27 protein-coding genes are annotated in these 24,386 nt (G+C 57.0%); 14 read left to right on the top strand and 13 right to left on the bottom strand.

Features of this window, described 5'->3' with window-relative positions:
- Nucleotides 1-84: 84 nt before the first annotated feature.
- On the bottom strand, nucleotides 85-393 hold the full coding sequence (bsmA, locus tag H7A77_RS08160; protein WP_033651492.1) for a biofilm peroxide resistance protein BsmA: 309 nt from the start codon (nucleotides 391-393) through the stop codon (nucleotides 85-87).
- A gap of 127 nt (nucleotides 394-520) precedes the next feature.
- Between bsmA and yjfP the strand changes: the two genes are divergently transcribed.
- Together yjfP and H7A77_RS08150 are read left to right on the top strand one after the other, a co-directional pair.
- Nucleotides 521-1,273 (top strand): esterase, encoded by a 753-nt coding sequence (gene yjfP, locus H7A77_RS08155; protein WP_033651491.1) that lies wholly within the window; start codon nucleotides 521-523, stop codon nucleotides 1,271-1,273.
- 124 nt (nucleotides 1,274-1,397) lie between these two features.
- On the top strand, nucleotides 1,398-1,772 hold the full coding sequence (locus H7A77_RS08150; RefSeq protein ID WP_182074032.1) for a hypothetical protein: 375 nt from the start codon (nucleotides 1,398-1,400) through the stop codon (nucleotides 1,770-1,772).
- 99 nt (nucleotides 1,773-1,871) lie between these two features.
- Here H7A77_RS08150 and H7A77_RS08145 read toward each other — a convergent pair whose 3' ends face one another.
- Together H7A77_RS08145 and H7A77_RS08140 are read right to left on the bottom strand one after the other, a co-directional pair.
- Nucleotides 1,872-2,138 carry a DUF1471 domain-containing protein gene (locus H7A77_RS08145; RefSeq protein ID WP_033638913.1) on the bottom strand — a complete coding sequence of 89 codons (267 nt, stop codon included), beginning with the start codon at nucleotides 2,136-2,138 and terminating at the stop codon, nucleotides 1,872-1,874.
- A gap of 10 nt (nucleotides 2,139-2,148) precedes the next feature.
- Nucleotides 2,149-2,355 carry a hypothetical protein gene (locus H7A77_RS08140; RefSeq protein ID WP_127897167.1) on the bottom strand — a complete coding sequence of 69 codons (207 nt, stop codon included), beginning with the start codon at nucleotides 2,353-2,355 and terminating at the stop codon, nucleotides 2,149-2,151.
- Between the two features lie 236 nt (nucleotides 2,356-2,591).
- On the opposite strand from H7A77_RS08140, the gene rpsF reads away from it, so the two are divergent.
- From rpsF to H7A77_RS08115, 5 genes are all read left to right on the top strand, one after another.
- Nucleotides 2,592-2,990, top strand: a complete 399-nt coding sequence (rpsF, locus tag H7A77_RS08135; RefSeq protein WP_004933634.1) for a 30S ribosomal protein S6 — start codon at nucleotides 2,592-2,594, stop codon at nucleotides 2,988-2,990.
- An 8-nt stretch (nucleotides 2,991-2,998) separates the two neighbouring features.
- The gene (gene priB / locus H7A77_RS08130) at nucleotides 2,999-3,316 is read left to right on the top strand and encodes a primosomal replication protein N (RefSeq protein ID WP_049233092.1); all 318 of its coding nucleotides are present in this window, start codon (nucleotides 2,999-3,001) and stop codon (nucleotides 3,314-3,316) included.
- Nucleotides 3,317-3,320: 4 nt separating this feature from the next.
- On the top strand, nucleotides 3,321-3,548 hold the full coding sequence (gene rpsR, locus H7A77_RS08125) for a 30S ribosomal protein S18 (protein WP_000135199.1): 228 nt from the start codon (nucleotides 3,321-3,323) through the stop codon (nucleotides 3,546-3,548).
- A 39-nt stretch (nucleotides 3,549-3,587) separates the two neighbouring features.
- Nucleotides 3,588-4,040: a 50S ribosomal protein L9 gene (rplI, locus tag H7A77_RS08120; protein WP_004933629.1), complete on the top strand. Its 453-nt coding sequence runs from the start codon at nucleotides 3,588-3,590 to the stop codon at nucleotides 4,038-4,040.
- A gap of 112 nt (nucleotides 4,041-4,152) precedes the next feature.
- Nucleotides 4,153-4,506, top strand: a complete 354-nt coding sequence (locus H7A77_RS08115) for a DUF488 domain-containing protein (RefSeq protein ID WP_182074031.1) — start codon at nucleotides 4,153-4,155, stop codon at nucleotides 4,504-4,506.
- Between the two features lie 3 nt (nucleotides 4,507-4,509).
- On the opposite strand, the gene H7A77_RS08110 is transcribed toward H7A77_RS08115, so the two are convergent.
- Entirely contained in the window at nucleotides 4,510-5,184 is a 675-nt protein-coding gene (locus H7A77_RS08110; protein ID WP_182074030.1) for an OapA family protein, read from the bottom strand.
- A 267-nt stretch (nucleotides 5,185-5,451) separates the two neighbouring features.
- Between H7A77_RS08110 and fklB the strand changes: the two genes are divergently transcribed.
- Nucleotides 5,452-6,072 carry an FKBP-type peptidyl-prolyl cis-trans isomerase gene (fklB, locus tag H7A77_RS08105; protein WP_004933618.1) on the top strand — a complete coding sequence of 207 codons (621 nt, stop codon included), beginning with the start codon at nucleotides 5,452-5,454 and terminating at the stop codon, nucleotides 6,070-6,072.
- A 100-nt stretch (nucleotides 6,073-6,172) separates the two neighbouring features.
- Here fklB and H7A77_RS08100 read toward each other — a convergent pair whose 3' ends face one another.
- Nucleotides 6,173-8,125 carry a bifunctional 2',3'-cyclic-nucleotide 2'-phosphodiesterase/3'-nucleotidase gene (locus H7A77_RS08100; protein WP_033651488.1) on the bottom strand — a complete coding sequence of 651 codons (1,953 nt, stop codon included), beginning with the start codon at nucleotides 8,123-8,125 and terminating at the stop codon, nucleotides 6,173-6,175.
- Between the two features lie 255 nt (nucleotides 8,126-8,380).
- On the opposite strand from H7A77_RS08100, the gene cysQ reads away from it, so the two are divergent.
- A complete protein-coding gene (gene cysQ / locus H7A77_RS08095; protein WP_033644177.1) occupies nucleotides 8,381-9,121 on the top strand; it encodes a 3'(2'),5'-bisphosphate nucleotidase CysQ in 741 nt (246 codons plus the stop codon).
- Nucleotide 9,122: 1 nt separating this feature from the next.
- Here the strand turns inward: cysQ and H7A77_RS08090 are convergent, their stop codons facing one another.
- Complete coding sequence (locus tag H7A77_RS08090; protein WP_025159587.1) at nucleotides 9,123-9,680, bottom strand: YtfJ family protein; 558 nt, start codon at nucleotides 9,678-9,680, stop codon at nucleotides 9,123-9,125.
- A 330-nt stretch (nucleotides 9,681-10,010) separates the two neighbouring features.
- On the opposite strand from H7A77_RS08090, the gene H7A77_RS08085 reads away from it, so the two are divergent.
- Nucleotides 10,011-10,217, top strand: coding sequence for a DUF1107 domain-containing protein (locus tag H7A77_RS08085; RefSeq protein WP_033641639.1), 207 nt, complete (start codon nucleotides 10,011-10,013; stop codon nucleotides 10,215-10,217).
- A 69-nt stretch (nucleotides 10,218-10,286) separates the two neighbouring features.
- On the opposite strand, the gene H7A77_RS08080 is transcribed toward H7A77_RS08085, so the two are convergent.
- From H7A77_RS08080 to msrA, 5 genes are all read right to left on the bottom strand, one after another.
- On the bottom strand, nucleotides 10,287-11,618 hold the full coding sequence (locus H7A77_RS08080) for a hemolysin family protein (RefSeq protein WP_042783527.1): 1,332 nt from the start codon (nucleotides 11,616-11,618) through the stop codon (nucleotides 10,287-10,289).
- Between the two features lie 418 nt (nucleotides 11,619-12,036).
- A complete protein-coding gene (locus tag H7A77_RS08075) occupies nucleotides 12,037-12,507 on the bottom strand; it encodes a hypothetical protein (protein ID WP_182074029.1) in 471 nt (156 codons plus the stop codon).
- Nucleotides 12,508-12,521: 14 nt separating this feature from the next.
- Nucleotides 12,522-13,364, bottom strand: a complete 843-nt coding sequence (locus tag H7A77_RS08070; RefSeq protein WP_182074028.1) for an SEC-C metal-binding domain-containing protein — start codon at nucleotides 13,362-13,364, stop codon at nucleotides 12,522-12,524.
- Between the two features lie 2 nt (nucleotides 13,365-13,366).
- Nucleotides 13,367-13,762, bottom strand: a complete 396-nt coding sequence (locus H7A77_RS08065; RefSeq protein WP_182074027.1) for a hypothetical protein — start codon at nucleotides 13,760-13,762, stop codon at nucleotides 13,367-13,369.
- Between the two features lie 211 nt (nucleotides 13,763-13,973).
- Nucleotides 13,974-14,612, bottom strand: a complete 639-nt coding sequence (msrA, locus tag H7A77_RS08060; protein ID WP_089192653.1) for a peptide-methionine (S)-S-oxide reductase MsrA — start codon at nucleotides 14,610-14,612, stop codon at nucleotides 13,974-13,976.
- A 304-nt stretch (nucleotides 14,613-14,916) separates the two neighbouring features.
- On the opposite strand from msrA, the gene H7A77_RS08055 reads away from it, so the two are divergent.
- From H7A77_RS08055 to H7A77_RS08045, 3 genes are read left to right on the top strand one after another with little or no spacing between them, the layout of a single operon-like run.
- Nucleotides 14,917-16,635, top strand: coding sequence for an autotransporter assembly complex family protein (locus H7A77_RS08055; RefSeq protein WP_169539905.1), 1,719 nt, complete (start codon nucleotides 14,917-14,919; stop codon nucleotides 16,633-16,635).
- Complete coding sequence (locus H7A77_RS08050) at nucleotides 16,632-20,450, top strand: translocation/assembly module TamB domain-containing protein (protein ID WP_089192484.1); 3,819 nt, start codon at nucleotides 16,632-16,634, stop codon at nucleotides 20,448-20,450. Before H7A77_RS08055 ends, H7A77_RS08050 begins: the two co-directional genes overlap by 4 nt.
- A 2-nt stretch (nucleotides 20,451-20,452) precedes the next feature.
- Nucleotides 20,453-20,800: a gamma-glutamylcyclotransferase gene (locus tag H7A77_RS08045; RefSeq protein ID WP_025159589.1), complete on the top strand. Its 348-nt coding sequence runs from the start codon at nucleotides 20,453-20,455 to the stop codon at nucleotides 20,798-20,800.
- Nucleotides 20,801-20,853: 53 nt separating this feature from the next.
- Here the strand turns inward: H7A77_RS08045 and ppa are convergent, their stop codons facing one another.
- On the bottom strand, nucleotides 20,854-21,384 hold the full coding sequence (gene ppa, locus H7A77_RS08040; protein ID WP_004933594.1) for an inorganic diphosphatase: 531 nt from the start codon (nucleotides 21,382-21,384) through the stop codon (nucleotides 20,854-20,856).
- A 260-nt stretch (nucleotides 21,385-21,644) separates the two neighbouring features.
- On the opposite strand from ppa, the gene H7A77_RS08035 reads away from it, so the two are divergent.
- Nucleotides 21,645-23,198 carry a methyl-accepting chemotaxis protein gene (locus H7A77_RS08035; protein WP_089192485.1) on the top strand — a complete coding sequence of 518 codons (1,554 nt, stop codon included), beginning with the start codon at nucleotides 21,645-21,647 and terminating at the stop codon, nucleotides 23,196-23,198.
- A 45-nt stretch (nucleotides 23,199-23,243) separates the two neighbouring features.
- Here H7A77_RS08035 and fbp read toward each other — a convergent pair whose 3' ends face one another.
- Nucleotides 23,244-24,248: a class 1 fructose-bisphosphatase gene (fbp, locus tag H7A77_RS08030; RefSeq protein ID WP_004933587.1), complete on the bottom strand. Its 1,005-nt coding sequence runs from the start codon at nucleotides 24,246-24,248 to the stop codon at nucleotides 23,244-23,246.
- Between the last annotated feature and the right edge of the window lie 138 nt (nucleotides 24,249-24,386).

Here is a 24,386-nt window from a genome sequence, read left to right as displayed (position 1 = left end):
CATGCGGCATGCTGTCCCTCAGTGTGCAACACCCTTCTTCAGCCAGTGCAAAGCCAGTGTAAAGCTGCTTAAAAAATCCCCGCCTTAGCGATACAGGATCGCCTGGGAATACCATTGGCCCGGCACGACGGTTTCGCTGTTCATGATGATCACGTAATAACGGGCGCCGGCGGCGGTGGCCTTGCGTTGGATCTCCGCTTCCACGTCCATCGGGCTGCCGCGCACCACTGCGGTGACGGTGCCCATTTTCACCAGCTCGGCGGTCTGCGCGCGGACGATCTCCTGCGCCTGAGCGGTGGGGGGCGGCGGCGGTTTCGGCGTGGTGGTCATGATGCCGCAGGCGGAAAGCTGTGCGGCCAGCGTCAGGGTAATGAGTGTGCGGGCAATCGTCATGGTGACCTCGTAAGCGCCGGTGCGATGGCTTCAGTGTAACGCAATATAAGCTGTAACAGATTGAGCTAACGCTGCTTCGCGCAAGTTTGTCATGATGAATGCCAACAGGTGAGTTGAGGATGAACGGATGATCGAAATTCATGACGAGCGGGTTGGCGATATCGCGGTGATCCATGCGGTGCCGGCGGGGCAGTATCATCGGCCGCTGCCGACGGTGTTCTTCTGCCATGGCTATACCTCGTCGAAAGAGGTGTACGCTTATTTCGCCTATGCGCTGGCGCGCGCCGGTTTTCGGGCGGTGTTGCCGGATGCCGATCGGCACGGCGAGCGATTCGACGGCGATGAGGCGCGGCGCCTGGCGTCATTCTGGGAGATCCTGCGCAGCAATATCGATGAACTGCCGCAGATCAACGCGCATTTTGAGCGGCTTGGCCTGATCGCCGACGGCCGCATCGGCGTCGCCGGCGCCTCAATGGGCGGCATGACCGCGCTTGGCGCCTTCGCGCGCTTTCCGTGGATCCGTGCGGCCGCCAGCCTGATGGGTTCCGGCTATTACCGTGCGCTGGCGCAAACGCTGTATCCGCCGTTGGGCGAGACGGGCGAGGCGCTCTCGCCGACGGCGTTTGCGGCGCGCACCGCCGTGCTGGCGGAGTATGAGCTGGAAGGACGTTTGGCGCAGATTGCAGGGCGGCCGCTGCTGCTGTGGCACGGCGAGACGGACGACGTGGTGCCGGCGGCGGACAGCCTGCGTTTGGCGGCTGAACTGCGGCAGCAAGGTGCGGACGGCCGTTTGACATCGCTCGTCGAGCCGGGCGTGAAGCATCGCATCACGCCGCTGGCGCTGTCCGCCACCACCGATTTCTTTCGCCGCGAATTGTAATGCGCCTCCGGGCGCGATGCGTGGAATTGCGGTGCTCTCTGTAGGCTGTTTCGGTCATTGTTTGACGCATGGCGGAGGAGAATGTCAGCGTGAATTCTTTCAGGGGCGGCAAGGAGCGGAGAGCATGATAAAGGGTATCAGCAATACGGCCGAGACAGCGCGCGGGCTGACGGGAACGATGAAAGCGCGCGCCGATCTTAACTCAATCGCCTTCAGTGAGATGCTGGGGGCAGCCGACGGCAAGGCGCGGCAAAACAAGTCAAATCCGCTGTCGCGCATCACCGCGCATACGGTGCAAAACATGACGGCGCTGTTCGCCTCCGCGCCGAAAGCGGCGGCCGCGCAAACCGCGAAGGCCGGCTCGCTCTCCTTCGAGCAGCGGGCGACGCTGGAGGAAAGCGCCGAACTGCTGCAGGTACGGACAAACTATCTGCGGATGGCGCTGCAATTGCACAATCCGGGCAAGGCGTTCAGCGCGCCGACGTTGCTCAAACTGTGATGGGTGAGGAAGTGGAGCGCCCGACAGGCGGCGCTCCGATGCGGACTGAACGGGCTTTCTGATGAAGCCCTGGGGATTTCCCTGGCGTGGCGCGTCTTTTTAACGGTACAGCTCGGCGCTAACGTGCATCGTGCTGTTGTCGCCCGGTTCATGCAGGGCGATGATGCGATAAGAGCTTGCACCGCGTTGATCGGCGATTTTACTGACCTGGCTGCTGGCGTCATCCGGCGAGACCACGTTCTGGTTCAGGGTGACGAAGCCAACGCTCTGGCGTTGATCGGCCTGGTGCGAGGAGATCTCCGTCGCGGCCATCACGTTGGCGGAGAACAGGGCGGCAAGCGCCGTCGCGAGAATGATGCGTTTCATAGTGCCTCTCTTACTTTTTGCCGTTACGGCCTGACAGCGAGTGTCGCTGCGGCAAAAAGTCATTTATCTGCATTGAATAACCTGGAATCTTTTTCGTCGCGCTGTCTGCGGCGGATAAGGTTAATTTTAGTCGGTTGCGGCGGATTAAAAAGCGGGGCGTTTTGATGGCCTCTTTCAAAAAAAATGAAATAGATTTGTGACTCAGCGCTGATTTCATTGAAAGATTTTTGAAACTGATGGATTGGCGTACATAGGTTTCCCCGCCAGCAAATCGTGCTATTTCCCATACCCCCTCTCAATAACGCGAATAAAACCCACGCAGTCCTTGAGTTTCCCGCCCTGCGTCAGTATGATTACGCGTCATTTTTCAGCCGCACACTAAACACGTTCCTTGCTTCCATGGGCCGCGGTTGACCCTGACAGGAGGCTGAATAATCCGTAAGGAGCAATTCGATGCGTCATTACGAAATCGTTTTTATGGTCCATCCTGACCAAAGCGAACAGGTTCCGGGCATGATCGAGCGTTACAGTGCTACCATCACTAACGCGCAAGGTCAGATTCACCGTCTGGAAGACTGGGGCCGCCGTCAGCTGGCTTATCCGATCAACAAACTGCACAAAGCTCACTACGTTCTGCTGAACGTTGAAGCGCCGCAGGAAGCGATCGATGAGCTGGAAACTAACTTCCGCTTCAACGACGCCGTTATCCGCAGCATGGTTATGCGCGTTAAGCACGCGGTAACTGAAGCATCTCCGATGGTTAAAGCGAAAGACGAACGTCGTGGCGATCGCCGCGAAGACTTCGCTAACGAAACCGCAGATGATGCAGATGCTGGGGATTCTGAAGAGTAATTGCCGCCGTGACGGCTAATCGTCTGGTTTTGTCGGGCACTGTGTGCAAGGCGCCGGTTCGAAAAGTGAGTCCTTCCGGGATACCGCACTGCCAATTTGTGCTAGAGCACCGTTCGCAGCAGATGGAAGCCGGATTCAGCAGACAAGCATGGTGCCGAATGCCCGTGGTTGTCAGCGGACAACAGTCACAAGCACTAACTCAAAGATTAACGGTCGGCAGTCAGATTACCGTGCAAGGCTTTGTAAGCTGCCATCAAGGGCGCAACGGGCTGAGCAAATTGGTTCTGCATGCCGAGCAGATTGAATTGATAGATTCTGGAGACTAGCCAAATGGCACGTTATTTCCGTCGTCGCAAGTTCTGCCGTTTCACCGCGGAAGGCGTTCAAGAGATTGACTATAAAGACATCGCTACGCTGAAAAACTACATCACCGAAAGTGGTAAAATTGTACCGAGCCGTATCACCGGTACTCGTGCAAAATATCAGCGCCAGCTGGCCCGTGCTATCAAGCGCGCGCGCTACCTGTCTTTGTTGCCGTACACTGATCGTCATCAGTAATCGGCCACTGTCCATTAACGACTTTGAGAGGATAAGGTAATGCAAGTTATTCTGCTTGATAAAGTAGCAAACCTGGGCAGCCTGGGTGATCAAGTTAACGTTAAAGCGGGCTACGCTCGTAACTTCCTGGTACCACAGGGCAAAGCTGTTCCTGCTACCAAGAAAAACGTTGAGTTCTTCGAAGCACGCCGTGCTGAACTGGAAGCCAAACTGGCTGACGTTCTGGCTGCTGCTGAAGCTCGCGCAACCAAGATCAACGAACTGGGTTCAGTGACCATCGCTTCCAAATCTGGCGACGAAGGTAAACTGTTCGGCTCTATCGGCACCCGCGACATCGCTGACGCAGTGACTGCGGCAGGCGTTGAAGTTGCCAAGAGCGAAGTTCGTCTGCCGAACGGCGTTCTGCGTACCACTGGTGAGCACGAAGTGCACTTCCAGGTACACAGCGACGTGTTCGCACAGCTGAATGTAGTTGTGGTTGCAGAAGCGTAATTTACGCTGCTGTTAACCCGGTTAAAACGCCAGCCTCGCGCTGGCGTTTTGCTTTTCTGCGCCCGGCAAAACGCGCTACGCTAGAAGACGGGATGAAAAGGGAGAGCGTGTGATGGCAACGATTACGCTACAGCGGGTTTACGACTTCAGCGCGCCGGCGCCGGCGCATTGCTATCTGATAGACAGGCTATGGCCGCGCGGCATCAGCAAGGAGAGGCTGGCGGGCGTGCAGTGGTTGAAACAGGTGGCGCCGGATGACGAGCTGCGCAAGTGGTTCCATCAGCATACCGACCAGTGGGAAGCCTTCGAGGCGCGTTACCGCCAACAGCTGGCGGCCAACGACACCTGGCAGCCGCTGGTGGTGCTGTTGCGGCAGGGGGAGGCGCTGACGCTGCTGTATGGCAGCAAAGATACCGCGCACAACCAGGGCGTAGTGCTGCGCGAGTTTCTGCTGGCGCAGCTTTAGCGATTAACGTTCCCGGCGGTAGCTGCCGTCGGCCTGGCGGCGGAACAGCGCCTGGCTGTTGTCCACGGTGGTGACCGACAGCGCGTTAATCACGCCGTTGGCGTCGCGTTCGATGCGCACTTCCTGACCGGCTTTCATGTTGCTCAGCGGCTTGTCGCCGCCTTCCACCTGCGCCATGGCGAACACCTCATTCACCGGCAGATTGTTGTCGCGAAACAGCTGGGCCAGCGTCTGGCCGGGCTGGATCTGATAACGCTGCCAGTTGCCCGCCGGCGTCGGTTCGTTGGCCGGCGTGGCGGCGCCACCGCCGTTTTGCAGCTCAGCCTGCAGCGGCACGCTGGTTTCCTGCTGAGAGACCGGGAACGGTTGTCTTTCGGGCGAGTAGGGCCACAGCAACGCCAGCAGCAGAATGATGCCGAAGATCAGCACCCAGCGGCGGTGAAAGTAGGGCAGTGGTTCCATCCAATGGAAGCCGTCCGGCAGATGCCAGACTTTGGCCAGCAGCGTTTTGACCCGCTGCATCTTGTCGTTGGCCGACGGCGGTTCCGATGGCGACTCCGCGTCTTCCTGCGTGGGTGCGGCGCCGGGTTTCAGGCGCTGGCTGATGTTCAGCCAGGTGCGCAGCAGCGGCTGGTAGATGCGGGTGGTTTTCCTTCTCCTGGGCGCGATTCTGCCCATGGTGACCTCTCTTCGACGGCGTAATAATAAGCACGGCGCGGCAAGCGCGTCGCCTGCCCGATATCCTGCTTTCAGTATAGTCCGCTAACTGATTGAAGTGAAAGGCGGCTGAGCGGCAGGGCCGGGGTTTGCGGCTGCGGGCGTTAACAGAAGGTTATTGTTTCTTTTTCTACGACAAAAGTCATCATTCTCCACACAAGATTTTACCCGGCATTGACGCGCTGTTATGCTGCGCTTTCGACTTTTTACAGACTTAAGGAAAACCCCATGACAACCCCTTCTTTTGACAGCGTTGAAGCGCAAGCAAGTTACGGGATTGGTTTACAGGTCGGCCAGCAGCTGCAAGAGTCCGGGCTGGAAGGTTTGCAACCGGAAGCTTTGCTGGCGGGTCTGCGCGACGCGCTGGAAGGGAATGCCCCGGCGGTTCCGGTAGACGTGGTGCACCGTGCGCTGCGTGAAATCCACGAGCGTGCGGATGCGGTGCGCCGCGAGCGCCAGCAGGCGATGGCCGTTGAAGGCCAGAAATTCCTGGACGACAACGCCAAGCGCGACGACGTGACGCTGACCGAGTCTGGCCTGCAGTTCTCCGTACTGGAGCAGGGCAACGGCCCAATCCCGTCCCGTCAGGATCGCGTGCGTGTGCACTACACCGGCCGTCTGATCAACGGCGACGTGTTCGACAGCTCGGTTGAACGCGGCCAGCCGGCAGAATTCCCGGTCAGCGGCGTGATCCCAGGCTGGATCGAAGCGCTGACCCTGATGCCGGTCGGTTCCAAATGGCAGCTGTATATCCCGCACAACCTGGCCTACGGCGAGCGTGGCGCAGGCGCGTCCATCCCGCCGTTCAGCGCGCTGGTGTTCGACGTCGAGCTGCTGGAAATCCTGTAATCCCACCGAGGATTACTCTGGGCGCCTTCGTGGCGCCCTTATTTTATGCGCCGCGCAAACGGGCGATGAATGGCCGGGCGAGCCGGCCAGTGACAGTGAGTTACTTACCGCTTAAATCGATGCGATAAACCGCGAAGCCGATGCTGTCGCTGCCTGCGGCGCTCATCGGGTATTGGGCGTGCTCTTTGATAAACTTCGTCGCTTTGTCCGAAGGCGAGGTCTCGAAGCGGATATCCAGCGGCTGCTTGCTGCTGAAGTTAGCCAAACGCCAATTGTTGTCCGCCTGCGGGCGCACCGCGCCATGCCGCTGGGTTTCGGCGGTGATGTAGGCCGCCAGCACCGAGCGGTTTTCATCCGGCGAAGCGAAGGCGATATGTTTGTCGCCGGTGCCGGCAAACTTGCCGCCGTAGGCGCGGTAGTTGTTGGTGGCAACCAGGAAGGTGGCGTTCGGATCGATCGGCTTGCCGTTGAAGGTCAGCTGCTTGATGCGCTCCGCCTTAGCGTTGATCAGCTGGCATTCGCCGTCGTAGCGCGCCGGTTGGCTGACGTCGATCTGGTAGTTGACGCCGTCGATCACGTCGAAGTTATAGGTGCGGAAGCCGTCCCAGTTGATCAAGCCTTGTGGCTTGGCGCTGTTGACGTCGATCTGGTTGAACTGGCCGGCGGAGCACTCCAGCCACTCTTTCACCTCTTTGCCGCTGGCCTTCACCACCACCAGCGTATTGGGATAGAGATAGAGATCGGCGGCGTTGCGGAAGGTGAGCTGGCCTTTTTCCACTTCGACGAAGCTGGCGGGGTCGTTCTTGCGGCCGCCGACCTTGAACGGGGCCGCCGCGGACAGCACCGGCAGATCGGCCAGGTCCGGGTCGCCCTGGATGTAATGTTCGACGTAGGCCTTCTGCGCATTGTTGACGATCTGCACCGTCGGATCGTCCTGCACCAGCGCCAGGTAGCTGTACATGTTGCCGTCGGATTTACCGATCGGCTGGCTGACGAACTCGCGCGTGCCTTTGTGATCGTCCGCCAACACCTTCACCAGCGCGGCATCTTCCGCCGCCAGCGATTTCTTGTTCTCTTTGTCGTAGATCGGCCGCGCTTCCGCTTTGGCGGCGGTCACTTTCCAGCTACCGCCATCGTTGTTGAGCTGCAGATCGACCACGCCGAGATGGTCGCCCCATTGGCCCGGCATCACCGCCGGTACGCCATTCAGCAGGCCTTTGTCGATATCCGCGCCTTTGATGTTGGCGAAGTCCTTGCTCGGGAACACCGCGTGGGCGTGGCCGAACATGATGGCGTCGATGCCGGGCACCTGGCTGAGGTAATAGACCGAGTTTTCCGCCATCGCCTTGTAAGGCTCGCTGGACAACCCGGAATGCGGGATCGCCACCACCAGATCGGCGCCCTGTTTACGCATCTGCGGCACGTAGCGCTTGGCGGTGGCGGTGATGTCGTCCACCGTCACTTTGCCCTGCAGGTTGGCTTTGTCCCACACCAGGATCTGCGGCGGCACGAAGCCGATGTAGCCGATGCGCAGCGTATGCGCCTTGCCATCGCGATCCTTCACCGGGGTATCGACGATGATGTATGGCGTGAACAGTGGTTTTTGCGTTTTGGCGTCGATGACGTTGGCGTTGATGTACGGGAATTTGGCGCCGGCGATGGCGTTCTTCAGGTAGTCCAGCCCGTAGTTGAACTCATGGTTGCCGATGTTGCCGACCACATAGTCCAGCGTGTTCATCGCCTTATAGACCGGGTGCACGTCGCCCGGTTTCAGCCCCTTGGCCGCCATATAATCGCCGAGCGGGCTGCCCTGAATGATGTCGCCGTTATCCACCAACACCGCGTTGGCGGCCTGCTGGCGCGCCTGTTGGATCAGGCTGGCGGTGCGCACCAGGCCGAACTTGTCGGTCGGCGTGTCCTTGTAGTAATCGAAGTCCATCATGTTGCTGTGCAGATCGGTGGTTTCCAGCACGCGCAGATCGACGGTGGCCGCCTGCGCCGAGGCGCATACCAGCAGCGCAAGCGCGGACAGCGTCAGTGGATGCTTCATCATTTGGGGTTCTCTCCATTCCATTATTCGAGTGTTATCGCAGAGGGAAATGTAATTAACACTGCTTGCCACAGTAAACTGTGAAGTGTGGCAGAAAACGGCGGCGGGTAACGCGGGGAAGTTCACAGTTGTGCCCAACAAGATCTGAGGAATTCCCGCGGCTTAGCCGGTTGAGATGGATATTCGGCGTAAAAAAAACTAGTCTGCTAGCAGAGACAGAGGGAAATTTCCCACGGAGATGCAGAGTTGAGGTGCATGATGTTAGAGCGAATTTGCCAACTGTCCCGCGAGGCGGGGGCGGCGATCATGGCGGTGTACGACGGTGAACAACCGCTTGATGTCGCACAGAAAAAAGATGACTCACCGGTGACGGCGGCCGATCTGGCGGCGCATCACATCATCAAGCGCGGCCTGGCGGCCCTGACGCCGGAGGTGCCGCTGCTGTCGGAAGAGGATCCGCCGGCGTGGGAAGAGCGCCGCAACTGGACGCGCTACTGGCTGGTCGATCCGCTGGACGGCACCAAAGAGTTCTTGCATCGCAATGGCGAGTTCACGGTCAATATCGCCTTGATTGAAGACGGGCAGGCGGTGATGGGCGTGGTGTACGCCCCGGCGATCGACGTGTTGTACCTGGCGGAGCGCGGCAAGGCCTGGAAAGAAGAGAAGGGCGTGCGGCAGGCGATCGGCGTCAGCAACGCGCATCCGCCGCTGGTGGTGGTGAGCCGCTCGCATATCGACGACGAATTGAAAGACTATCTGCAGCAGTTGGGCGAGCACCAGACCGTGTCCGTCGGTTCCTCACTGAAGTTCTGCCTGGTGGCGGAAGGCAAGGCGCAGCTCTATCCGCGCTTCGGGCCAACCAATATTTGGGATACCGCCGCAGGACACGCGGTGGCGGTGGCCGCCGGGGCGCAAATTCACGATTGGCAGGGCAAGCCGTTGCTTTATACCCCGCGTGAATCTTTCCTCAACCCCGGCTTCCGGGTTTCGCTGTTCTGAGTCAGTTCGCCAACAGCTGGTGCAGCTTGGACATCACCTGCTGCACCTCTTCCGGCGTCAGCGCGCCGTCTTTGGCGAACTGAATGCGCCCTTGCTTATCCAGCACCACGATGGCGGAACCTTTCGGCTGCAGATCCCAGGCTTTGCGCACGTTGCCGTCGCTGTCGACGATAAACTGCGACCACGGGAACTCTTTCTTGCTGTCTTCGATGCTGCTGCGCACGAACATGGCGGTGCCCATCAGGGCATCGTCGGTGTTGACGATTGTCGTCGTTTGGTAACGATCGTGTGGTAGCTTCGCCTTCTTAATCGCTTCAATCAGTGGGTCGTTCATGTCTTTGGCGGAGCTGCGGCCGGCAATGTGCTGTATCACCCGCACTTTTCCACTGAGCTGCGCGCTGTTCCAATTCTGGTAGCTAAAATTACCGTCAGCGTAATTGAGCTCTCCTTTATCGCTGACGCCAACCGGCGCCACGCGCTGCTGGAGCTGGAAGTTGTGCGCGGAAGCGAAAAGCGGGGCGAGCAGCAGGGATACCATCAGCATGCGACTTGTTTTCATGCTTTCTCCTTGTAAATGGGGGAATTTGTGCGACAGCACTTCGACAGCCTAAAGCATAGGATGTGATAAGAGGTCTGTCCTGTTAACCGGATCGCAGTTTTTCCCTTGGTTCGCTAATCATCAGATTTTGAAGGGATATCCTGAAAACGTTATAAATCATCATATACAATTCTGTCAAAAAGTGTAAATCCAGTGCAGATCACCGGGCGGAAGTGAACGATCTGGTCTTTACTGGGTCTACTACATGCAATCAAGTTGCGTTCTGAATTTCGAGGCTGCCACCTTTGGCGGCTCGCTGAGCGCATGGATCAACGGGAGGAGCGTAAAAGAATGAGAATCTTCCAGCGTTATAACCCTTTGAAAGTGGCGAAGTACGTTAAGACCCTGTTTCGCGGAAGGCTGTATATCAAGGACGTGGGCGCATTTGAATTCGACGAGGGGAAAATCCTGCCGCCGAAGATTCGCGACAAGCGCCATTTCAGCGTGATGTCCGAAGTGAACCGCCAGGTGCTGCTGCTGCAGGCCGAGGTCGGCTGAACACGGCGCTGACAGCGGTAAAAAAATGCGGCCCCGGTGGGGCCGCTGATGTTTTTGTCCTTCGCGCCGTCAGGCCGCAGGCGTGTCGTCCGGCGCTTTCGGCAGCACCGCCGCCGGTTTGTCGCTCAGTCGGGTGACCAGCAGCTGATCTATCTTGTAGCTGTCGATATCCACCACTTCGAACTTGTAGCCGGCGTATTTGACGAAGTCGGTGCGTTTCGGGATCTTGCGCAGCATGTACATCATAAAGCCGCCAATGGTTTCGTAGTTGCCCGCCTGCGGGAACTCGTCGATATCCAGCACGCGCATCACGTCGTCGATCGGCGTGCCGCCTTCAATCAGCCATGAGCTTTCGTCGCGCGCCACGATCTGCTCTTCCTGGCCCTGGCCGACCAGATCGCCCATCAGCGTGGTCATCACGTCGTTAAGGGTGATGATGCCCACCACCAACGCATATTCATTGAGGATCACCGCGAAGTCTTCGCCGGCGGTTTTGAAGCTTTCCAGCGCTTCGGACAGCGTCAATGTGTCCGGCACGATCAGCGCCGAGCGGATCTGCACGCCGCTGCTCAACACCAGGCTCTGGTTGCCCAGCACGCGGTTCAGCAGGTCTTTGGAATCGACGTAACCCACCACCTGATCGATATGGCCGTCGCACACCAGGAACTTGGAGTGCGGATGGGTCGAGACCTTCTCCTTGATGCTCTCTTCGCTTTCGCGCAGATCGAAGTACACCACGCTTTCGCGCGAGGTCATCGAAGACGGCACGGTGCGCGATTCCAGTTCGAACACGTTTTCAATCAGCTCGTGCTCCTGCTTGCGCAGCACGCCCGCCAGGGCACCGGCTTCCACCACCGCGTAGATGTCATCGGAGGTGATGTCGTCTTTACGCACCATCGGCAGCTTGAACATGCGGAAGATCAGGTTGGCCATGCCGTTGAAGAACCACACCAGCGGGCGGAAGATCATGATGGAGAAACGCATCGGGTTGATGATCCGGACGGCGACCGTCTCTGGTGCAATCATACCGATGCGCTTCGGGGTCAAATCGGCGAACAGGATAAACAGGCTGGTCACCAGCACGAAGGAGCAGATGAAACTGACCTGTTCCGCCAGTTCGGGCGACAGGAAGCGATCAAACACCACCTTGAACGTGGGGGAAAAAGCCGCGTCGCCGACGATACCGCCGAGGATGGCCACGGCGTTCAGGCCGATCTGCACCACGGTGAAGAAGATGCCTGGGGTTTCTTGCAGTTTAAGCACTCTGGCGGCGTTGATGTTGCCTTCATCCGCCATCAGCTTCAGTTTGATCTTGCGCGAGGCGGCCAGAGAGATTTCCGACAGTGAAAAGAACGCACTCACCGCGATCAGAAAAAGAATCAGTAAGATACTGTTTAACATATACTATCCGGTTACACACCAGATCCTCGGAAGGGAAGTTAAAAACATTTGATACGCTATCTAGAAAAACTGTTCAACAACAATGAGTCGAGCAGCAATTTCTTCTCGGGCTAGTATAGCTTAAGGATGAGGAATTTTGCTACTGCTTGTAGAATGTCTATAAAAAGAGAGTAAAATGCAACCCATAGTTTATGGACTATAATGAATGCAATTAAATTGAATATCAGTTAATATTTTATTTTTTTATAAAAATCTTGGTTTTGTTATTAGTCCGTGTCTATATTTTTCTTCAGATTATCATGTAAATTTTTATATTTATATATTACTGCTGAGCTTTATTTTCCACTGTTAAAGGAAATGTGAAATAATAGCCTTATGACTCAAGGCTATCCTACCAGAAGCCATTTTTTGCTCGTTTTTAATAGTATCTTCTGAAATCATCGTCAAAATTAGCTAATTTAGCTAGTTCTGCAAGAGCAGACACGCATGATTTCAAGAGATCTTTATTTCTTTTTACATCATCAACTTCACGATCTCCACTTTTACCTCCGTGAAACAGGTTGTTTCTAACCGTTTTTATCATTGTTATTGTTTTCTCTAGTTCGTTCCTACAATGCTCAACTCCAACATCTTTCCATTCTATTTTTCCAATTGCGGATATTTTTTGTCTTTTGGGGTGTAGGTTTATTATTTTTATAGTTGAACTAGAATGGGTGAAGTTCTTGTTGTAAGTGACTATGAATTTATTCCAACAAGGATCTGCGTTATCACCGGGTGTATTGCTTTTTAAAAACGAATTCTCCTTTAGCGCGCATTCAAAGCGGCTATACCAATAAAAAAAGTCATAAGCAAGTTCTTTTAATTCTGGATCTATTTCGTCTTTTCTCATGTTGCCATCCTTATTCAAATCAACTTAAAAGGCCTGAATTCTACATGCCTTTGTTCTACAAACTCATTTGCAATACAACATTTTTTGTATTTTAATCCACTACCACAAGTGCACATCGAATTTCTAGGAGCCTTAACCCATTGTGGGTTTTTCTTTTTAAAGTCCAAAGTAACGGCTTCGGTAAAGTTTACAGGGTTCATGTTTTTGTTATCAAAAAAAGACATTAAATCTGAAAAAACACTGAATGATGGATGTGAGTCATTTATGCCTACGACAAGTCTTTTGTCTAGCGGCGTATATACCAAAGCCAAATGATCAAGTCTCTCTATTTTTCTTACTATAGCATACGCTACCTCTCCAGAATACAACTCTCCTTTCAGATGTTCACATTTATCACTATCCATATCATTTTTGCATATGCTACATTCATGTCCATCCTCAATGAAGCCTATACTGGAAAATATTGTATAAGGATATAGCTTCTCAAGCGACAAAAGTTGTTTTTCAAAAAAATCTATTATTATGGATTCTTGATAGTAGAATTTTTTTACTTGTCTAAGAGTATCCATAGCATCTTGTAAGCTAACCCAAGAGTCATAATAATTTTTCCTTTCAATCTCACGCCAAAATGATGCCACCTTTATAAATAGAGTGAAAAAAACACTCCATATATAGCCTTCGTTTTTTTCTTGTTCTATACTGGTTTTTTCTTTTGATGAATTTATTGATGAAATTAGTTCTTTTACGGAGATATCCATGCTGTTGTAATTTCTGTTACTTAAATCGCAAAGGATATCATGTAATACATTCTCAGGATTAAACGATAACTTTAGTGTATTTAATTTCAATCCATACATTTCTATTCATCCATGAATTTGTTTATATTGAATTTTGTTATTGTGGCTTTTAGGTCTTTACTACTCCCTTCGAAGTGAAATTCCTTCTCAACCCCTGCTTTGCTGTCTTTGTATTTTACAGTGAATTTTATCTCGTTTTTTTCATCTTTAAGAAAACCTCTAAAAATAAATTCAGCATATTCATAAACTAAATTAAGATAATTTACTAGTGTACCTTCTAGAGCTAGATTTACTAAAGGTAATATGAGGGAGTAGTCATGCAGTGCGTATTTTTTAGCGTTATTAGGTAAACTAACTTCAATATCTGGATAGTTTAATTTTATCCATTTCTTAAAATTCCCTGATTCTGTTGGAACTGCACCATCGTAGTGGTTATTACCTAATATCTCTATTTTCATAATTTTCACACTGTTACTAAAGCCATAAATTAAGAATATTAATGGTAATGAGCTTATTAATAATTCTTAGAGGAAGGGTAGTACATAGTAAAAAAAGCAGCGATAACAACCAGAAGGGTAGCTATCGGGCCGCAGAAGCGGCCCGCACAGTATAGCAGTTGCCCCACAGGGGCCGCCAGCGGTTAAAAAAGTGCCGCCGGCCGGCATCGGATCAGCCCTGTGGCGGCAGGCAAACGCCGATGCCGCCCAGCCCGCAGTAACCTTCCGGATTTTTGAACAGGTACTGCTGGTGATCGTCTTCCGCATAATAGAACGGCAGCGCCGGCGCGATCTCGGTGGTGATGATGCGCTTGTCGCCCGCCGCCGCCATCGCCTGCTGGAAGCGTTGCAGGCTGCTTTCCGCCTCGGCCTGCTGCTCTGGGCTCAGCGTGTAAATCGCCGAGCGGTACTGCGTGCCGACGTCGCCGCCCTGGCGCATGCCCTGCGCCGGATCGTGATTTTCCCAGAACACCTGCAGCAGCTGCTTGTAGCTGACGACCTGCGGATCGAACACCACGCGCACCACTTCGGCGTGGCCGGTCTGGCCGCTGCACACTTCGCGGTAGGTCGGGTTCGGCGTGTAGCCGCCGCTGTAGCCGGCGGCGGTGCTGTAGACGCCCGGCTGTTGCCAGAACAGACGCTCAACGCCCCAGAAACAGCCCATGGCGAAGATCGCCACTTCCATGCCGGCAGGCACCTGAGTCATCGAGTGTTCGGTGACGACGTTGAGCGTTGCGACAGGCATTGGCGTGGTGCGGCCAGGCAGCGCGCTTGCCTTATCGACGGTTTGTGATTTATCAAAAAATGGCACCACGGTTGACTCCTGTTGTCACAGTAAGAATTGACCCTACATGGCGGCGGTTCGGTTGTATCTCACCGCGTCTTTGCCCACAATAAGCGGCAAGTGGGATTTTGTATAAGCTTAACGCAGTATTTTGAGCGCCAAAAGTGAAGAATTCGCCTGTTGCGCGGCGGCAAAGCGCGGCGGGCGGCGTCCGGAAGAAGGTTGAAGAGGGCTGCCGTCATGATAGCGCGGAGTCTGCCCTGGCCCCGGAGCGAACACCATAACAGGAAAGTAAAATCAATAAGGAGAACACGTGCCAAAGTACCCGGTCATGTGCTTGATATCTGTGTTGCTTGCGGCACCTGCAGCCTATGCGGCCAACGTGCGGCTGCAGGTGGAGGGGTTAAGCGGAGAGTTGGAAAAAAACGTCCGGGTGCGGCTGTCGTCGATCACGCCTGAAGAGGTCGGCACCGACGGTCGCTTCCGCGCACGGGTGGATGAGGCGGTGCGCCAGGGGCTGCGCGCGCTCGGCTATTACCAGCCGACCATCGAGTTTACGCTGGACGATCGGCCGGGGATGTCGCGTCCGGTGCTGCATGCCAAGGTCAATCCGGGCGAACCGGTGCGCATCGCCGGCGCCAACATCGTGCTGGAAGGCGGCGCGAAGACCGATGAGGACTACCTGGCGCTGGTAAAGAAGGATCGGCCGACCATCGGCGAGATCCTCAACCACGGCAAGTATGACAGTTTCAAAGGCTCGCTGACCGGCCTGGCGCTGCGCAAAGGCTACTTCGACGCCGACATGACCAAAAGCCAGCTCGGCGTGGCAGAAGATCTGCACAAGGCGTTTTGGGATATCGATTTCAACAGCGGCGAACGTTACCGCTTCGGCAAGGTGAAATTCACCGGTTCGCAAATCCGCGAAGACTATCTGCAAAATCTGGTGCCCTTTCATCAGGGGGATTACTACAGTTCGGAGGATTTGGCCGAGCTGAACCGCCGTTTGTCCGCCACCAACTGGTTCAACTCGGTGGTGGTGTCCCCTGATTTCAACGATGCCAAAGAGAACAAGATTTTGCCGTTGGACGCGCTGGTAACGCCGCGTACGCGCAATACCATCGAAACCGGTATCGGTTACTCCACCGACGTCGGCCCGCGGGTGAAAGGCACCTGGAAAAAGCCCTGGCTCAACGATCGCGGCCACAGCCTGGAAACCAGCGCCAGCGTGTCGGCGCCGGAGCAGCAGCTGGATCTGACCTATAAGATCCCGCTGCTGAAGAATCCGCTGGAGCAGTATTACCTGCTGCAGGGCGGGCTCAAGAACGTCGACCTTAACGACACCAAATCCGTGACCTCCAAAGTGGTGGCTTCGCGCAACTGGGATCTCTCCAGCGGCTGGCAGCGGGCGATCAACCTGACCTGGCGCTGGGATAACTTTACCCAGGGCAACGTCAGCAACACCACCATGCTGCTGTACCCCGGCGTCAGCTTCAACCGCACCCGCTCGCGCGGCGGCCTGATGCCGACCTGGGGCGACAGCCAGCGCTACTCCATCGACGTATCCGACACCACCTGGGGCTCGGGCGTGGACTTCGCGCTGATGCAGGCGCAGAACGTCTGGATCCGCACGCTCGCCGACAAGCATCGTTTCGTGGCGCGCGGGCAGGTGGGATGGATAGAAACCAACGACTTCGACAAGGTGCCGCCGGATTTGCGCTTCTTCGCCGGCGGTGACCGCAGCATTCGCGGCTACAAGTACAAAGACATTTCGCCGCGCGGCGACGACGGCAAGCTGACCGGCGCCTCCAAGATGCTGACCGGCTCGCTGGAGTATCAATACAACGTGACCGGCAAATGGTGGGGGGCGATGTTCGTCGATTCCGGTGAAGCGGTGAACGATATCAAGCAGAGCAACTTCAAGACCGGCGCCGGCGTAGGCGTGCGCTGGCAGTCGCCGGTGGGGCCGGTGAAGCTGGATATCGCCGCGCCCGTGGGGGACAAGGACACTCACGGGATGCAGTTCTACATCGGTTTGGGGCCTGAACTATGAGCCTGGTTAAAAAGATTTGTCTCGGATTTCTGGTCGTCCTGCTGCTGCTGATCGGCGGGCTGGCCTTTCTGGTGGGGACCACCACCGGTTTGCATATGGTCATCAACGGCGCGGCGCGCTGGGTGCCGGGGCTGGAGATCGCCGGCGTCAGCGGCGGCTGGCGCGATCTGACGCTGAAGGGCGTGAAGTATCAGATGCCGGGCGTGACGGTCAACGCCGGGCAATTCCATCTGTCCCTCGAGCTCTCCTGCTTTAAACGCAGCTCGCTGTGCGTCAACGCCTTGACCGCTCAGGACGTGGACGTGGCGGTGAACACCAAAGAGATGGCGCCCTCCGCGCCGGTGGAGGAGAGCAGTGAGCCGACCACCAATCTCAGTACGCCTTATCCGATCACCCTGCGCCTGCTGGCGCTGAACAACGTCAAGGTCACCGTCGACGACACCGCCATCTCTCTGGCCGAGTTCCGCACCGGCGCACAGTGGCAAGAGCGCGCGCTGACGCTGATGCCGACCAAGATCGGCTCGTTGCTGATCGCCTTGCCGAAAACGCCGCAAAATCCGTTGCCGGAAGCGGTGCAACCGGCGGTCGAGGTGGCGAAAAAGGTCGGTGAGCAGGTTACCGACGCGGCGAAACCGGCGCCGCAGCCGGAAGAGAAGCCGCTTGGCGAAACGCTGAAGGAACTGTTCGCCAAACCGCTGTTGCCGGATCTGCCGGACATCCGCCTGCCGCTGGATATCACCGTGAAAGAGATCAGCGGCGAACAGCTGCGCTTGACCGGCGATACCGACGTGCTGATCACGAGTCTGTTGCTGCAGGCCAGCACGCAGGATCAGCATATCCAACTGGACAACTTTGACGTGAAGTCGCCGCAGGGCACGCTGTCGGTGCAGGGGCAGGCGACCCTGACCGGCGATTGGCCGGTGGCCCTGACCGCCAACAGCGCGTTGAACATCGAGCCGCTGAAGGGCGAAAAGGTGAAGCTGAACATCGGCGGCGGGTTGCGTGATGAGCTGAAGGTCGCGCTGAACCTGTCCGGCCCGGTCGGCGCCCAGCTCGATGTGCAAACCCGGCTGGCCGAAGCCGGCCTGCCGCTGGCGCTGACGCTGCAGAGCAAACAGCTGAAATGGCCGCTGAGCGGCGAGGCGCAGTACCAGGTTAACGATTTCCGCCTGCGCTTTAACGGCAAGGCGACTGACTATGCGTTGTCGACGCGCGCCAATCTGAAAGGTCAGGATCTGCCGCCGGCGGTGCTGACGCTGGACGGCAAAGGCAACGTCGAGCAGTTCAAGCTGGAGCGCCTGCGGCTGGCGGCGCTGCAGGGCAATACCGATCTCACCGCGCTGGTGGACTGGAGCAAGGCCATCAGTTGGAACTCGCAATTGACGCTGAGCGGCATCAATACCGCCAAGCAGTGGCCGGAATGGCCGGCGAAACTCGACGGCAAGATCACCACGCGCGGCAGCCTGCACGGCGGCAGCTGGCAGCTGCAGGTGCCGGTGCTGCAACTGGACGGCAACGTGAAGCAGAACAAGGTCACGGCGCGCGGCACGCTGAGCGGCAACGCCGCCGGGCAGTGGAAAATCCCCGGCATCGATCTGACGCTGGGGCGCAACCAACTGAACGTCAAAGGACAACTGGACGAGAAGAGCTGGAACCTGGATGCCAACATCGACGCGCCGCGTCTGGACGGCGCGCTGCCGGGCCTGGGCGGCACCGCCAAAGGGCTGCTGAAGCTGCGCGGCAATCTGCAGGCGCCCCAGCTGCTGGCGGATTTGACCGCCTCCGGCTTGCAGTGGCAGGCGCTGCGCATCAACCGGGTGAAGATCGACGGTGACGTGCGCTCCACGGATCAGATCCAGGGGCAGTTGGCGGTTCGCGTCGAGCAGCTGAAGCAGGACGCGCTGGAAGTCAGCCTGCTGACCCTGGACGCCAAAGGCAGCGAGAAGCAGCATCAGCTGCAGTTGAAGATCGACGGTAAGCCGGTCTCCGGCCAGCTGGCGCTGCAGGGCAGCTTCGATCGTCAGCAGCAGCGCTGGCGCGGCAATCTGAACAATACCCGCTTCGATACGCCGGTGGGGGAGTGGCGCCTGACGCGCGCCATCGCGCTGGACTACCTGAACACCGCGCAGAAAATCAGTATCGGGCCGCACTGTTGGCAGAACCCGAATGCCGAGCTGTGCGTGCCGAAGACCATCGAAGCCGGCCAGAGCGGCCAGGCCAGCGTGGTGCTCAACCGGTTCGATCTGGCGATGATCAAGCCGTTCCTCGGCCCGGAGACCGCCCTGAGCGGCGTGTTCACCGGCCGAGCCGACGTCAGCTGGAAACCGGGCGGCGCGCTGCCGGAGGCGAAGGTCACGTTGGCCGGCAACGGCGTCAAGGTGGTGCAGCAGGTGCAGGGCAACGCGCTGCCGATTGCCTTCGATACGCTGACCCTCAACGCCGGTCTGAACAACGGCCGCGCGCAGGCCGACTGGCGGATCAAACTGACCAACAACGGCCAGTTCGACGGCAATATCCAGGTGGCGGATCCGCAGGTGCGGCGCACCATCAGTGGCAATGTCAATATCACCAACATTTCGTTGGCGCTGATCAACCCGGCGCTGATGAAGGGCGAAAGCGCGGCGGGCATGCTGAACGCCAACCTGCGTCTGGGCGGCAGCGCGCAGAAGCCGCTGGTGTTCGGGCGTCTGGCGTTGGATCGGGCGAAGGTGCAGGGCCACTGGATGCCGTTCGATATGACCGACGCGCGGCTGGCGGTGAATTTCAATGGCATGACCTCGACGCTGGAAGGGCTGCTCAGCACCACGCGCGGCCAACTGAATCTGGCGGGCGATGCCGACTGGCGTGACATCAACGCCTGGCGTGCGCGCATTGCCGCCAAGGGCGACAAGCTGCGGGTGACGGTGCCGCCGATGATCCGCATCGACGTGTCGCCGGATCTGGTGTTCGAAGCCACGCCGCAGCTGTTCTCGCTCAACGGCAAGGTCGACATCCCTTGGGCGCGCATCACGGTGCAGGAGCTGCCGGAAAGCGCGGTGGGCGTCTCTTCCGACGAAGTGATGCTGGACGACCAGCTGAAGCCGATTCAACCGAAGACCGCCTCGATTCCGATCAATAGCAACCTGATGATCCACGTCGGCAATGACGTGCGGCTGGACGCCTTCGGCCTCAAAGCCCGCTTGAAGGGTGATTTGAAAGTGGTGCAGGACAAGAAAGGGCTGGGCCTCAACGGCCAGATTGACATCCCTTCCGGTCGCTTCCATGCTTATGGTCAGGATTTGATCGTGCGTAAAGGGCAGCTGATGTTCTCCGGCCCGCCGGATCAGCCGCTGCTCAATATCGAAGCGATCCGCAACCCGGAATCCACCGAGGACGACGTGACCGCCGGCGTGCGCGTGACCGGCCTGGCGGATGCGCCGAAGCTGGAAGTGTTCTCCGATCCGGCCAAATCGCAACAGGAAGCTCTGTCTTATCTGCTGCGCGGCCAGGGCTTGAACAGCTCAGGCGCCGACGGCAACGCCATGACGTCGATGTTAATCGGCATGGGGGTTGCACAAAGTGGTCAACTTGTGGGTAAAATCGGCGAGGCATTCGGCGTGAGTAATTTGGCTCTGGACACTCAAGGGGTTGGCGACAATTCCCAGGTTGTCGTGAGCGGCTATGTCCTCCCAGGCTTACAAGTAAAATATGGGGTGGGCATTTTCGACTCGCTGGCCACGCTGACGTTGCGTTATCGCCTGATGCCTAAGTTGTATCTTGAAGCGGTGTCTGGTCTCGACCAGGCATTAGATTTGCTCTATCAGTTTGAGTTTTAGCGATGCGAATAATTGTCTACGGCAGTTTACGACGCAAACAGGGAAACAGCCATTGGATGACCAACGCCCAATGGCTCGGCGAGCACGAGCTCGAAGGCTATCAGATTTACAATCTGGGCCATTACCCGGCGGCGATCCCTGGAGAGGGCACGATACATTGCGAGGTGTATCGTATTAACTCATCGATTCTGGCAGAGCTGGACGAACTGAAAAGCAACACCAAGGACTATAAGCGCGAGCTGATTCAGACGCCTTATGGGAGTGCGTGGATCTACCTGTACAAACACAGCGTGGACGGTTACCCGCGAATTACCAGCGGTGACTGGCTGAAGCGTCTCGAAGAACAGTAAGAAAAAAAACACCGCTCAATGAGCGGTGTTTTTTCATCGGACGGCGGCTGGAATTACTTCTTGGCAGCGCGTTCGAAGGAGGCGATGATTTCCGCTTTAGCCGCGGCAGCGTCTGCCCAGCCTTCCACTTTCACCCATTTGCCTTTTTCCAGATCTTTGTAGTGCTCGAAGAAGTGAGCGATCTGAGCTTTCAGCAGTTCCGGCAGGTCGTTCACGTCTTTCACGTGATCGTACTCTTTGGTCAGCTTGCTGTGCGGCACCGCAACCAGCTTGGCGTCTTCACCGGCTTCGTCGGTCATTTTCAGCACGCCAACAGGACGGCAGCGGATCACGGAGCCCGGCTGCAGCGGGTATGGGGTTGGAACCAGCACGTCAACCGGGTCACCGTCCAGAGACAGGGTGTGGTTGATGTAGCCGTAGTTGCACGGGTAGAACATCGCGGTGGACATGAAACGGTCAACGAACAGCGCGCCGGTTTCTTTGTCGATTTCGTATTTGATTGGATCGGCGTTGGCCGGGATTTCGATTACTACGTAGATGTCTTCCGGCAGGTCTTTGCCAGCAGGGACCAGATTCAAGCTCATGTCGGTTTCCTTTAATCATCAAACCAGAAATGGAGTGGCGGCTATTATAGCGGACTCTTTTGCGATTTCCTGCCCTTTTCATCGTCGAAAACCCCGCGCGCCGACGCAGGGAGAATTTCCAGATTAATCCCGCTGCGGCATGAAGTTTTGCCTCCGCCTGCCGATAACTTCAACAAACAATAATGAGCCAGCAAAGCTGGCTCCGCGTTTTGCCACCCCTACTACGTCTGATCTCACTATTCTGAAGCCGGGAAGAACTCATGCTAAAAAAGATTACGGTGAAGGCTGGGCTGATCGCCCTGCTGAGCCTGATGACCATGCTGCTGATCATGGTCAGCGTTATTGGCGTCAACGCGATTAACGAAGGATCGCGCTCGATCCATACCTTAAACCAGATCCTCGGCGAAGAGCTGGGCTCGCTGGCCAACAGCTCCAACCTGACGCTGCGCGCCCGAACCGCCGCTTCGCTGGCGGTGCGCCAACGGGAGATCGGCCAGACTGATGTCTCCGACGCCACCGTGGGCCGCATCTACGGCTACCTCGAGCAGTCGAACAAGGAAATGGCGCGCTTTGTCGGCGTCGGCACCGTGACCGAGCGCGGCCGCGAACTCTCCAGCCGCCTGCAAAACAGCTATCGCGCCTATCTGGAGCAGGGCGTGAAGCCGATGGCCGCCGCCATCAAGGCCGGCAAGATCGATGAGTATTACCATATCCAGGAGACGCGCATTTCCGCCTTGAGCATCGCGTTTGAAAAGGATCTCACCGATTTCCGCAGCTTCGCCATGAAGCTCGGCGAGAAGCAGGTGTATGAGGCGGAAAGCAACGCCAGCACCAAGATCTCGCTGATCGTGGTGGCGGGCCTGCTCAGCGTGCTGTTGGCGTTGCTGGCCTGGTTCGCGCTGCGCGTGATCATTTTGCGTCCGCTGGATGAGTCCATCGCGCAGCTGGAACACATCGCCGCCGGCGATCTGACCCACGAGATCCGCGGCGAGGGCGATACCGAGATGGGGCGCCTGGTGCGGGCGATGCAGCGCATGCAGCAGGCGCTGGCCAGTTCGGTCAGCAAAGTGCGCGACGCCAGCAGCCAGATCGACACCGGTTCGCGCGAACTGGCGGCCGGCAACCTGCATCTGGCGCAGCGCACCGAAGAATCGGCCGCGTCGCTGGAAGAGACCGCCGCCAGCATGGAACAGCTGACCTCGACGGTGAAAATGAACGCCGAGAACTGTGAACAGGCCAACCAGCTGGCGCTGAGCGTGTCCGATATCGCCAACCAGGGCAGTGAGGTGGTCAGCCAGGTGATGAGCAAGATGCAGGCGATCACCGACAGCTCGCGCCGCATCGCCGATATCATCAGCGTGATGGACGGCATCGCCTTCCAGACCAACATCCTGGCGCTGAATGCGGCGGTGGAAGCCGCGCGCGCCGGCGAACAGGGCCGCGGTTTCGCGGTGGTGGCCGGTGAAGTGCGCAACCTGGCGCAGCGCAGCGCCCAGTCGGCGAAAGAGATCAAAGGGCTGATCGAAGCGTCGCAAAACCGGGTGCAGGAAGGCGAACAAATGGTGGAGTCGGCGGCGCAGACCATGAGCGGCATCACCGGTGAAGTGGGCCGGGTGACGGCGTTGATGCGTGAGATCTCGGCGGCGACGCGCGAACAAAGCAGCGGTATCGAACAGGTGAACCTGGCGGTGGCGCAGATGGATCAGGTGGCGCAACAGAATGCGGCGCTGGTGGAGGAGTCTGCGGCGGCGACGCGCTCGCTGGAAGATCAGGCTCAGCTGCTGGCGCAGAGCATGGCGGCGTTCAAGCTGTAAGGCAATAAGGGTTCGGCAAGGCGCCGAACCCTGGCAAAGAACGCGTTACTCGTCTGGGTTTTCGGCGATGAAGCGTTCTGCGTCTTCCACCATCGACTTGGTGCCGACGAAGAATGGCGCGCGCTGGTGCAGTTTCACCGGCGTGATGTCCAGAATGCGGTTTTTGCCGTCGCTGGCCTTGCCGCCGGCCTGTTCGGCCAGGAACGCCATCGGGTTGCATTCGTACAGCAGGCGCAGCTTGCCTTGCGGGTGGCTGGCGGTGCTTGGGTAGATGTAGATGCCGCCTTTCAGCAGGTTGCGGTGGAAGTCCGCCACCAGAGAACCGATGTAGCGCGAGGTGTAAGGGCGCTGCGTCGCTTCATCCTGCTCCTGGCAGTACTTGATGTATTTCTTCACGCCGAGAGGGAACTTGATGTAGTTGCCTTCGTTGATGGAATACATGTTGCCGCTCGCCGGGAAACGCACTTTCTCGTGAGAGAGACAGAACACGCCCAGAGACGGATCGTACGTGAAGGCGTGGACGCCGTAACCGGTGGTGTACACCAGCATGGTGGACGAACCGTAAACCACGTAACCCGCTGCGACCTGGGCGCTGCCCGGCTGCAGGAAGTCTTCTTCGGTCACCGGCGTGCCGACCGGCGTGATGCGACGATAGATAGAGAAAATCGTACCGACCGAGACGTTGACATCGATGTTGGACGAACCGTCCAACGGATCCATCAATACGACATACTTGGCATTTTCAGCTCGCTCGCCGTCGAATATCACGATTTCATCTTCTTCTTCGGAAGCGATACCCGCAACTTCACCACGCGCTTTCAACGCCGCTTTCAGTTTTTCGTTCGCGTACAGGTCCAGTTTCATCTGAACTTCGCCCTGTACGTTGGACACCCCGCTGGTCCCCAGAATATCAACCAGGCCGGCCTTGTTGATGTCGCGGTGAATGATTTTGGCGCCCAGTTTAATGGCAGAAAGTAACGCGGTCAGCTCGCCGGTGGCGTGCGAGAAGTCGTGCTGTTTCTCGACGATAAATTCGCCTAACGTTTTCATGACACAATCCCTGAATCTACGGATGGATAGCGGCCTGTTAACAAACCGCCAACGTTTTCGCGAGCAGTGTAGCCCAAAGATGCGCGCCATTCATAGGCAAATCCATTTCTTCTGGACGATTCTGAGCGTTAGAATATG

This window comes from Serratia sp. ME47 (genome assembly GCF_903970925.1).
GTDB classification, from domain to species: domain Bacteria; phylum Pseudomonadota; class Gammaproteobacteria; order Enterobacterales; family Enterobacteriaceae; genus Serratia; species Serratia ureilytica.
This window is presented reverse-complemented; position numbering and strand designations above follow the sequence as displayed.

Bases quoted from the DNA above. Each gene is read 5' to 3' on its own strand.
- H7A77_RS08070 (WP_182074028.1), bottom strand. From the start codon at position 13,364: ATGTATGGATTGAAATTAAATACACTAAAGTTATCGTTTAATCCTGAG.
- H7A77_RS08100 (WP_033651488.1), bottom strand. From the start codon at position 8,125: ATGATGAAGCATCCACTGACGCTGTCCGCGCTTGCGCTGCTGGTATGC.
- H7A77_RS08145 (WP_033638913.1), bottom strand. From the start codon at position 2,138: ATGAAACGCATCATTCTCGCGACGGCGCTTGCCGCCCTGTTCTCCGCC.
- rplI (WP_004933629.1), top strand. From the start codon at position 3,588: ATGCAAGTTATTCTGCTTGATAAAGTAGCAAACCTGGGCAGCCTGGGT.
- cysQ (WP_033644177.1), top strand. From the start codon at position 8,381: ATGTTAGAGCGAATTTGCCAACTGTCCCGCGAGGCGGGGGCGGCGATC.
- H7A77_RS08115 (WP_182074031.1), top strand. From the start codon at position 4,153: ATGGCAACGATTACGCTACAGCGGGTTTACGACTTCAGCGCGCCGGCG.
- H7A77_RS08035 (WP_089192485.1), top strand. From the start codon at position 21,645: ATGCTAAAAAAGATTACGGTGAAGGCTGGGCTGATCGCCCTGCTGAGC.
- H7A77_RS08085 (WP_033641639.1), top strand. From the start codon at position 10,011: ATGAGAATCTTCCAGCGTTATAACCCTTTGAAAGTGGCGAAGTACGTT.
- fklB (WP_004933618.1), top strand. From the start codon at position 5,452: ATGACAACCCCTTCTTTTGACAGCGTTGAAGCGCAAGCAAGTTACGGG.
- H7A77_RS08080 (WP_042783527.1), bottom strand. From the start codon at position 11,618: ATGTTAAACAGTATCTTACTGATTCTTTTTCTGATCGCGGTGAGTGCG.
- fbp (WP_004933587.1), bottom strand. From the start codon at position 24,248: ATGAAAACGTTAGGCGAATTTATCGTCGAGAAACAGCACGACTTCTCG.
- rpsR (WP_000135199.1), top strand. From the start codon at position 3,321: ATGGCACGTTATTTCCGTCGTCGCAAGTTCTGCCGTTTCACCGCGGAA.
- ppa (WP_004933594.1), bottom strand. From the start codon at position 21,384: ATGAGCTTGAATCTGGTCCCTGCTGGCAAAGACCTGCCGGAAGACATC.
- H7A77_RS08050 (WP_089192484.1), top strand. From the start codon at position 16,632: ATGAGCCTGGTTAAAAAGATTTGTCTCGGATTTCTGGTCGTCCTGCTG.
- H7A77_RS08075 (WP_182074029.1), bottom strand. From the start codon at position 12,507: ATGAGAAAAGACGAAATAGATCCAGAATTAAAAGAACTTGCTTATGAC.
- H7A77_RS08090 (WP_025159587.1), bottom strand. From the start codon at position 9,680: ATGAAAACAAGTCGCATGCTGATGGTATCCCTGCTGCTCGCCCCGCTT.
- H7A77_RS08045 (WP_025159589.1), top strand. From the start codon at position 20,453: ATGCGAATAATTGTCTACGGCAGTTTACGACGCAAACAGGGAAACAGC.
- H7A77_RS08065 (WP_182074027.1), bottom strand. From the start codon at position 13,762: ATGAAAATAGAGATATTAGGTAATAACCACTACGATGGTGCAGTTCCA.
- rpsF (WP_004933634.1), top strand. From the start codon at position 2,592: ATGCGTCATTACGAAATCGTTTTTATGGTCCATCCTGACCAAAGCGAA.
- H7A77_RS08110 (WP_182074030.1), bottom strand. From the start codon at position 5,184: ATGGGCAGAATCGCGCCCAGGAGAAGGAAAACCACCCGCATCTACCAG.
- H7A77_RS08150 (WP_182074032.1), top strand. From the start codon at position 1,398: ATGATAAAGGGTATCAGCAATACGGCCGAGACAGCGCGCGGGCTGACG.
- yjfP (WP_033651491.1), top strand. From the start codon at position 521: ATGATCGAAATTCATGACGAGCGGGTTGGCGATATCGCGGTGATCCAT.
- bsmA (WP_033651492.1), bottom strand. From the start codon at position 393: ATGACGATTGCCCGCACACTCATTACCCTGACGCTGGCCGCACAGCTT.
- H7A77_RS08140 (WP_127897167.1), bottom strand. From the start codon at position 2,355: ATGAAATCAGCGCTGAGTCACAAATCTATTTCATTTTTTTTGAAAGAG.
- H7A77_RS08055 (WP_169539905.1), top strand. From the start codon at position 14,917: ATGTGCTTGATATCTGTGTTGCTTGCGGCACCTGCAGCCTATGCGGCC.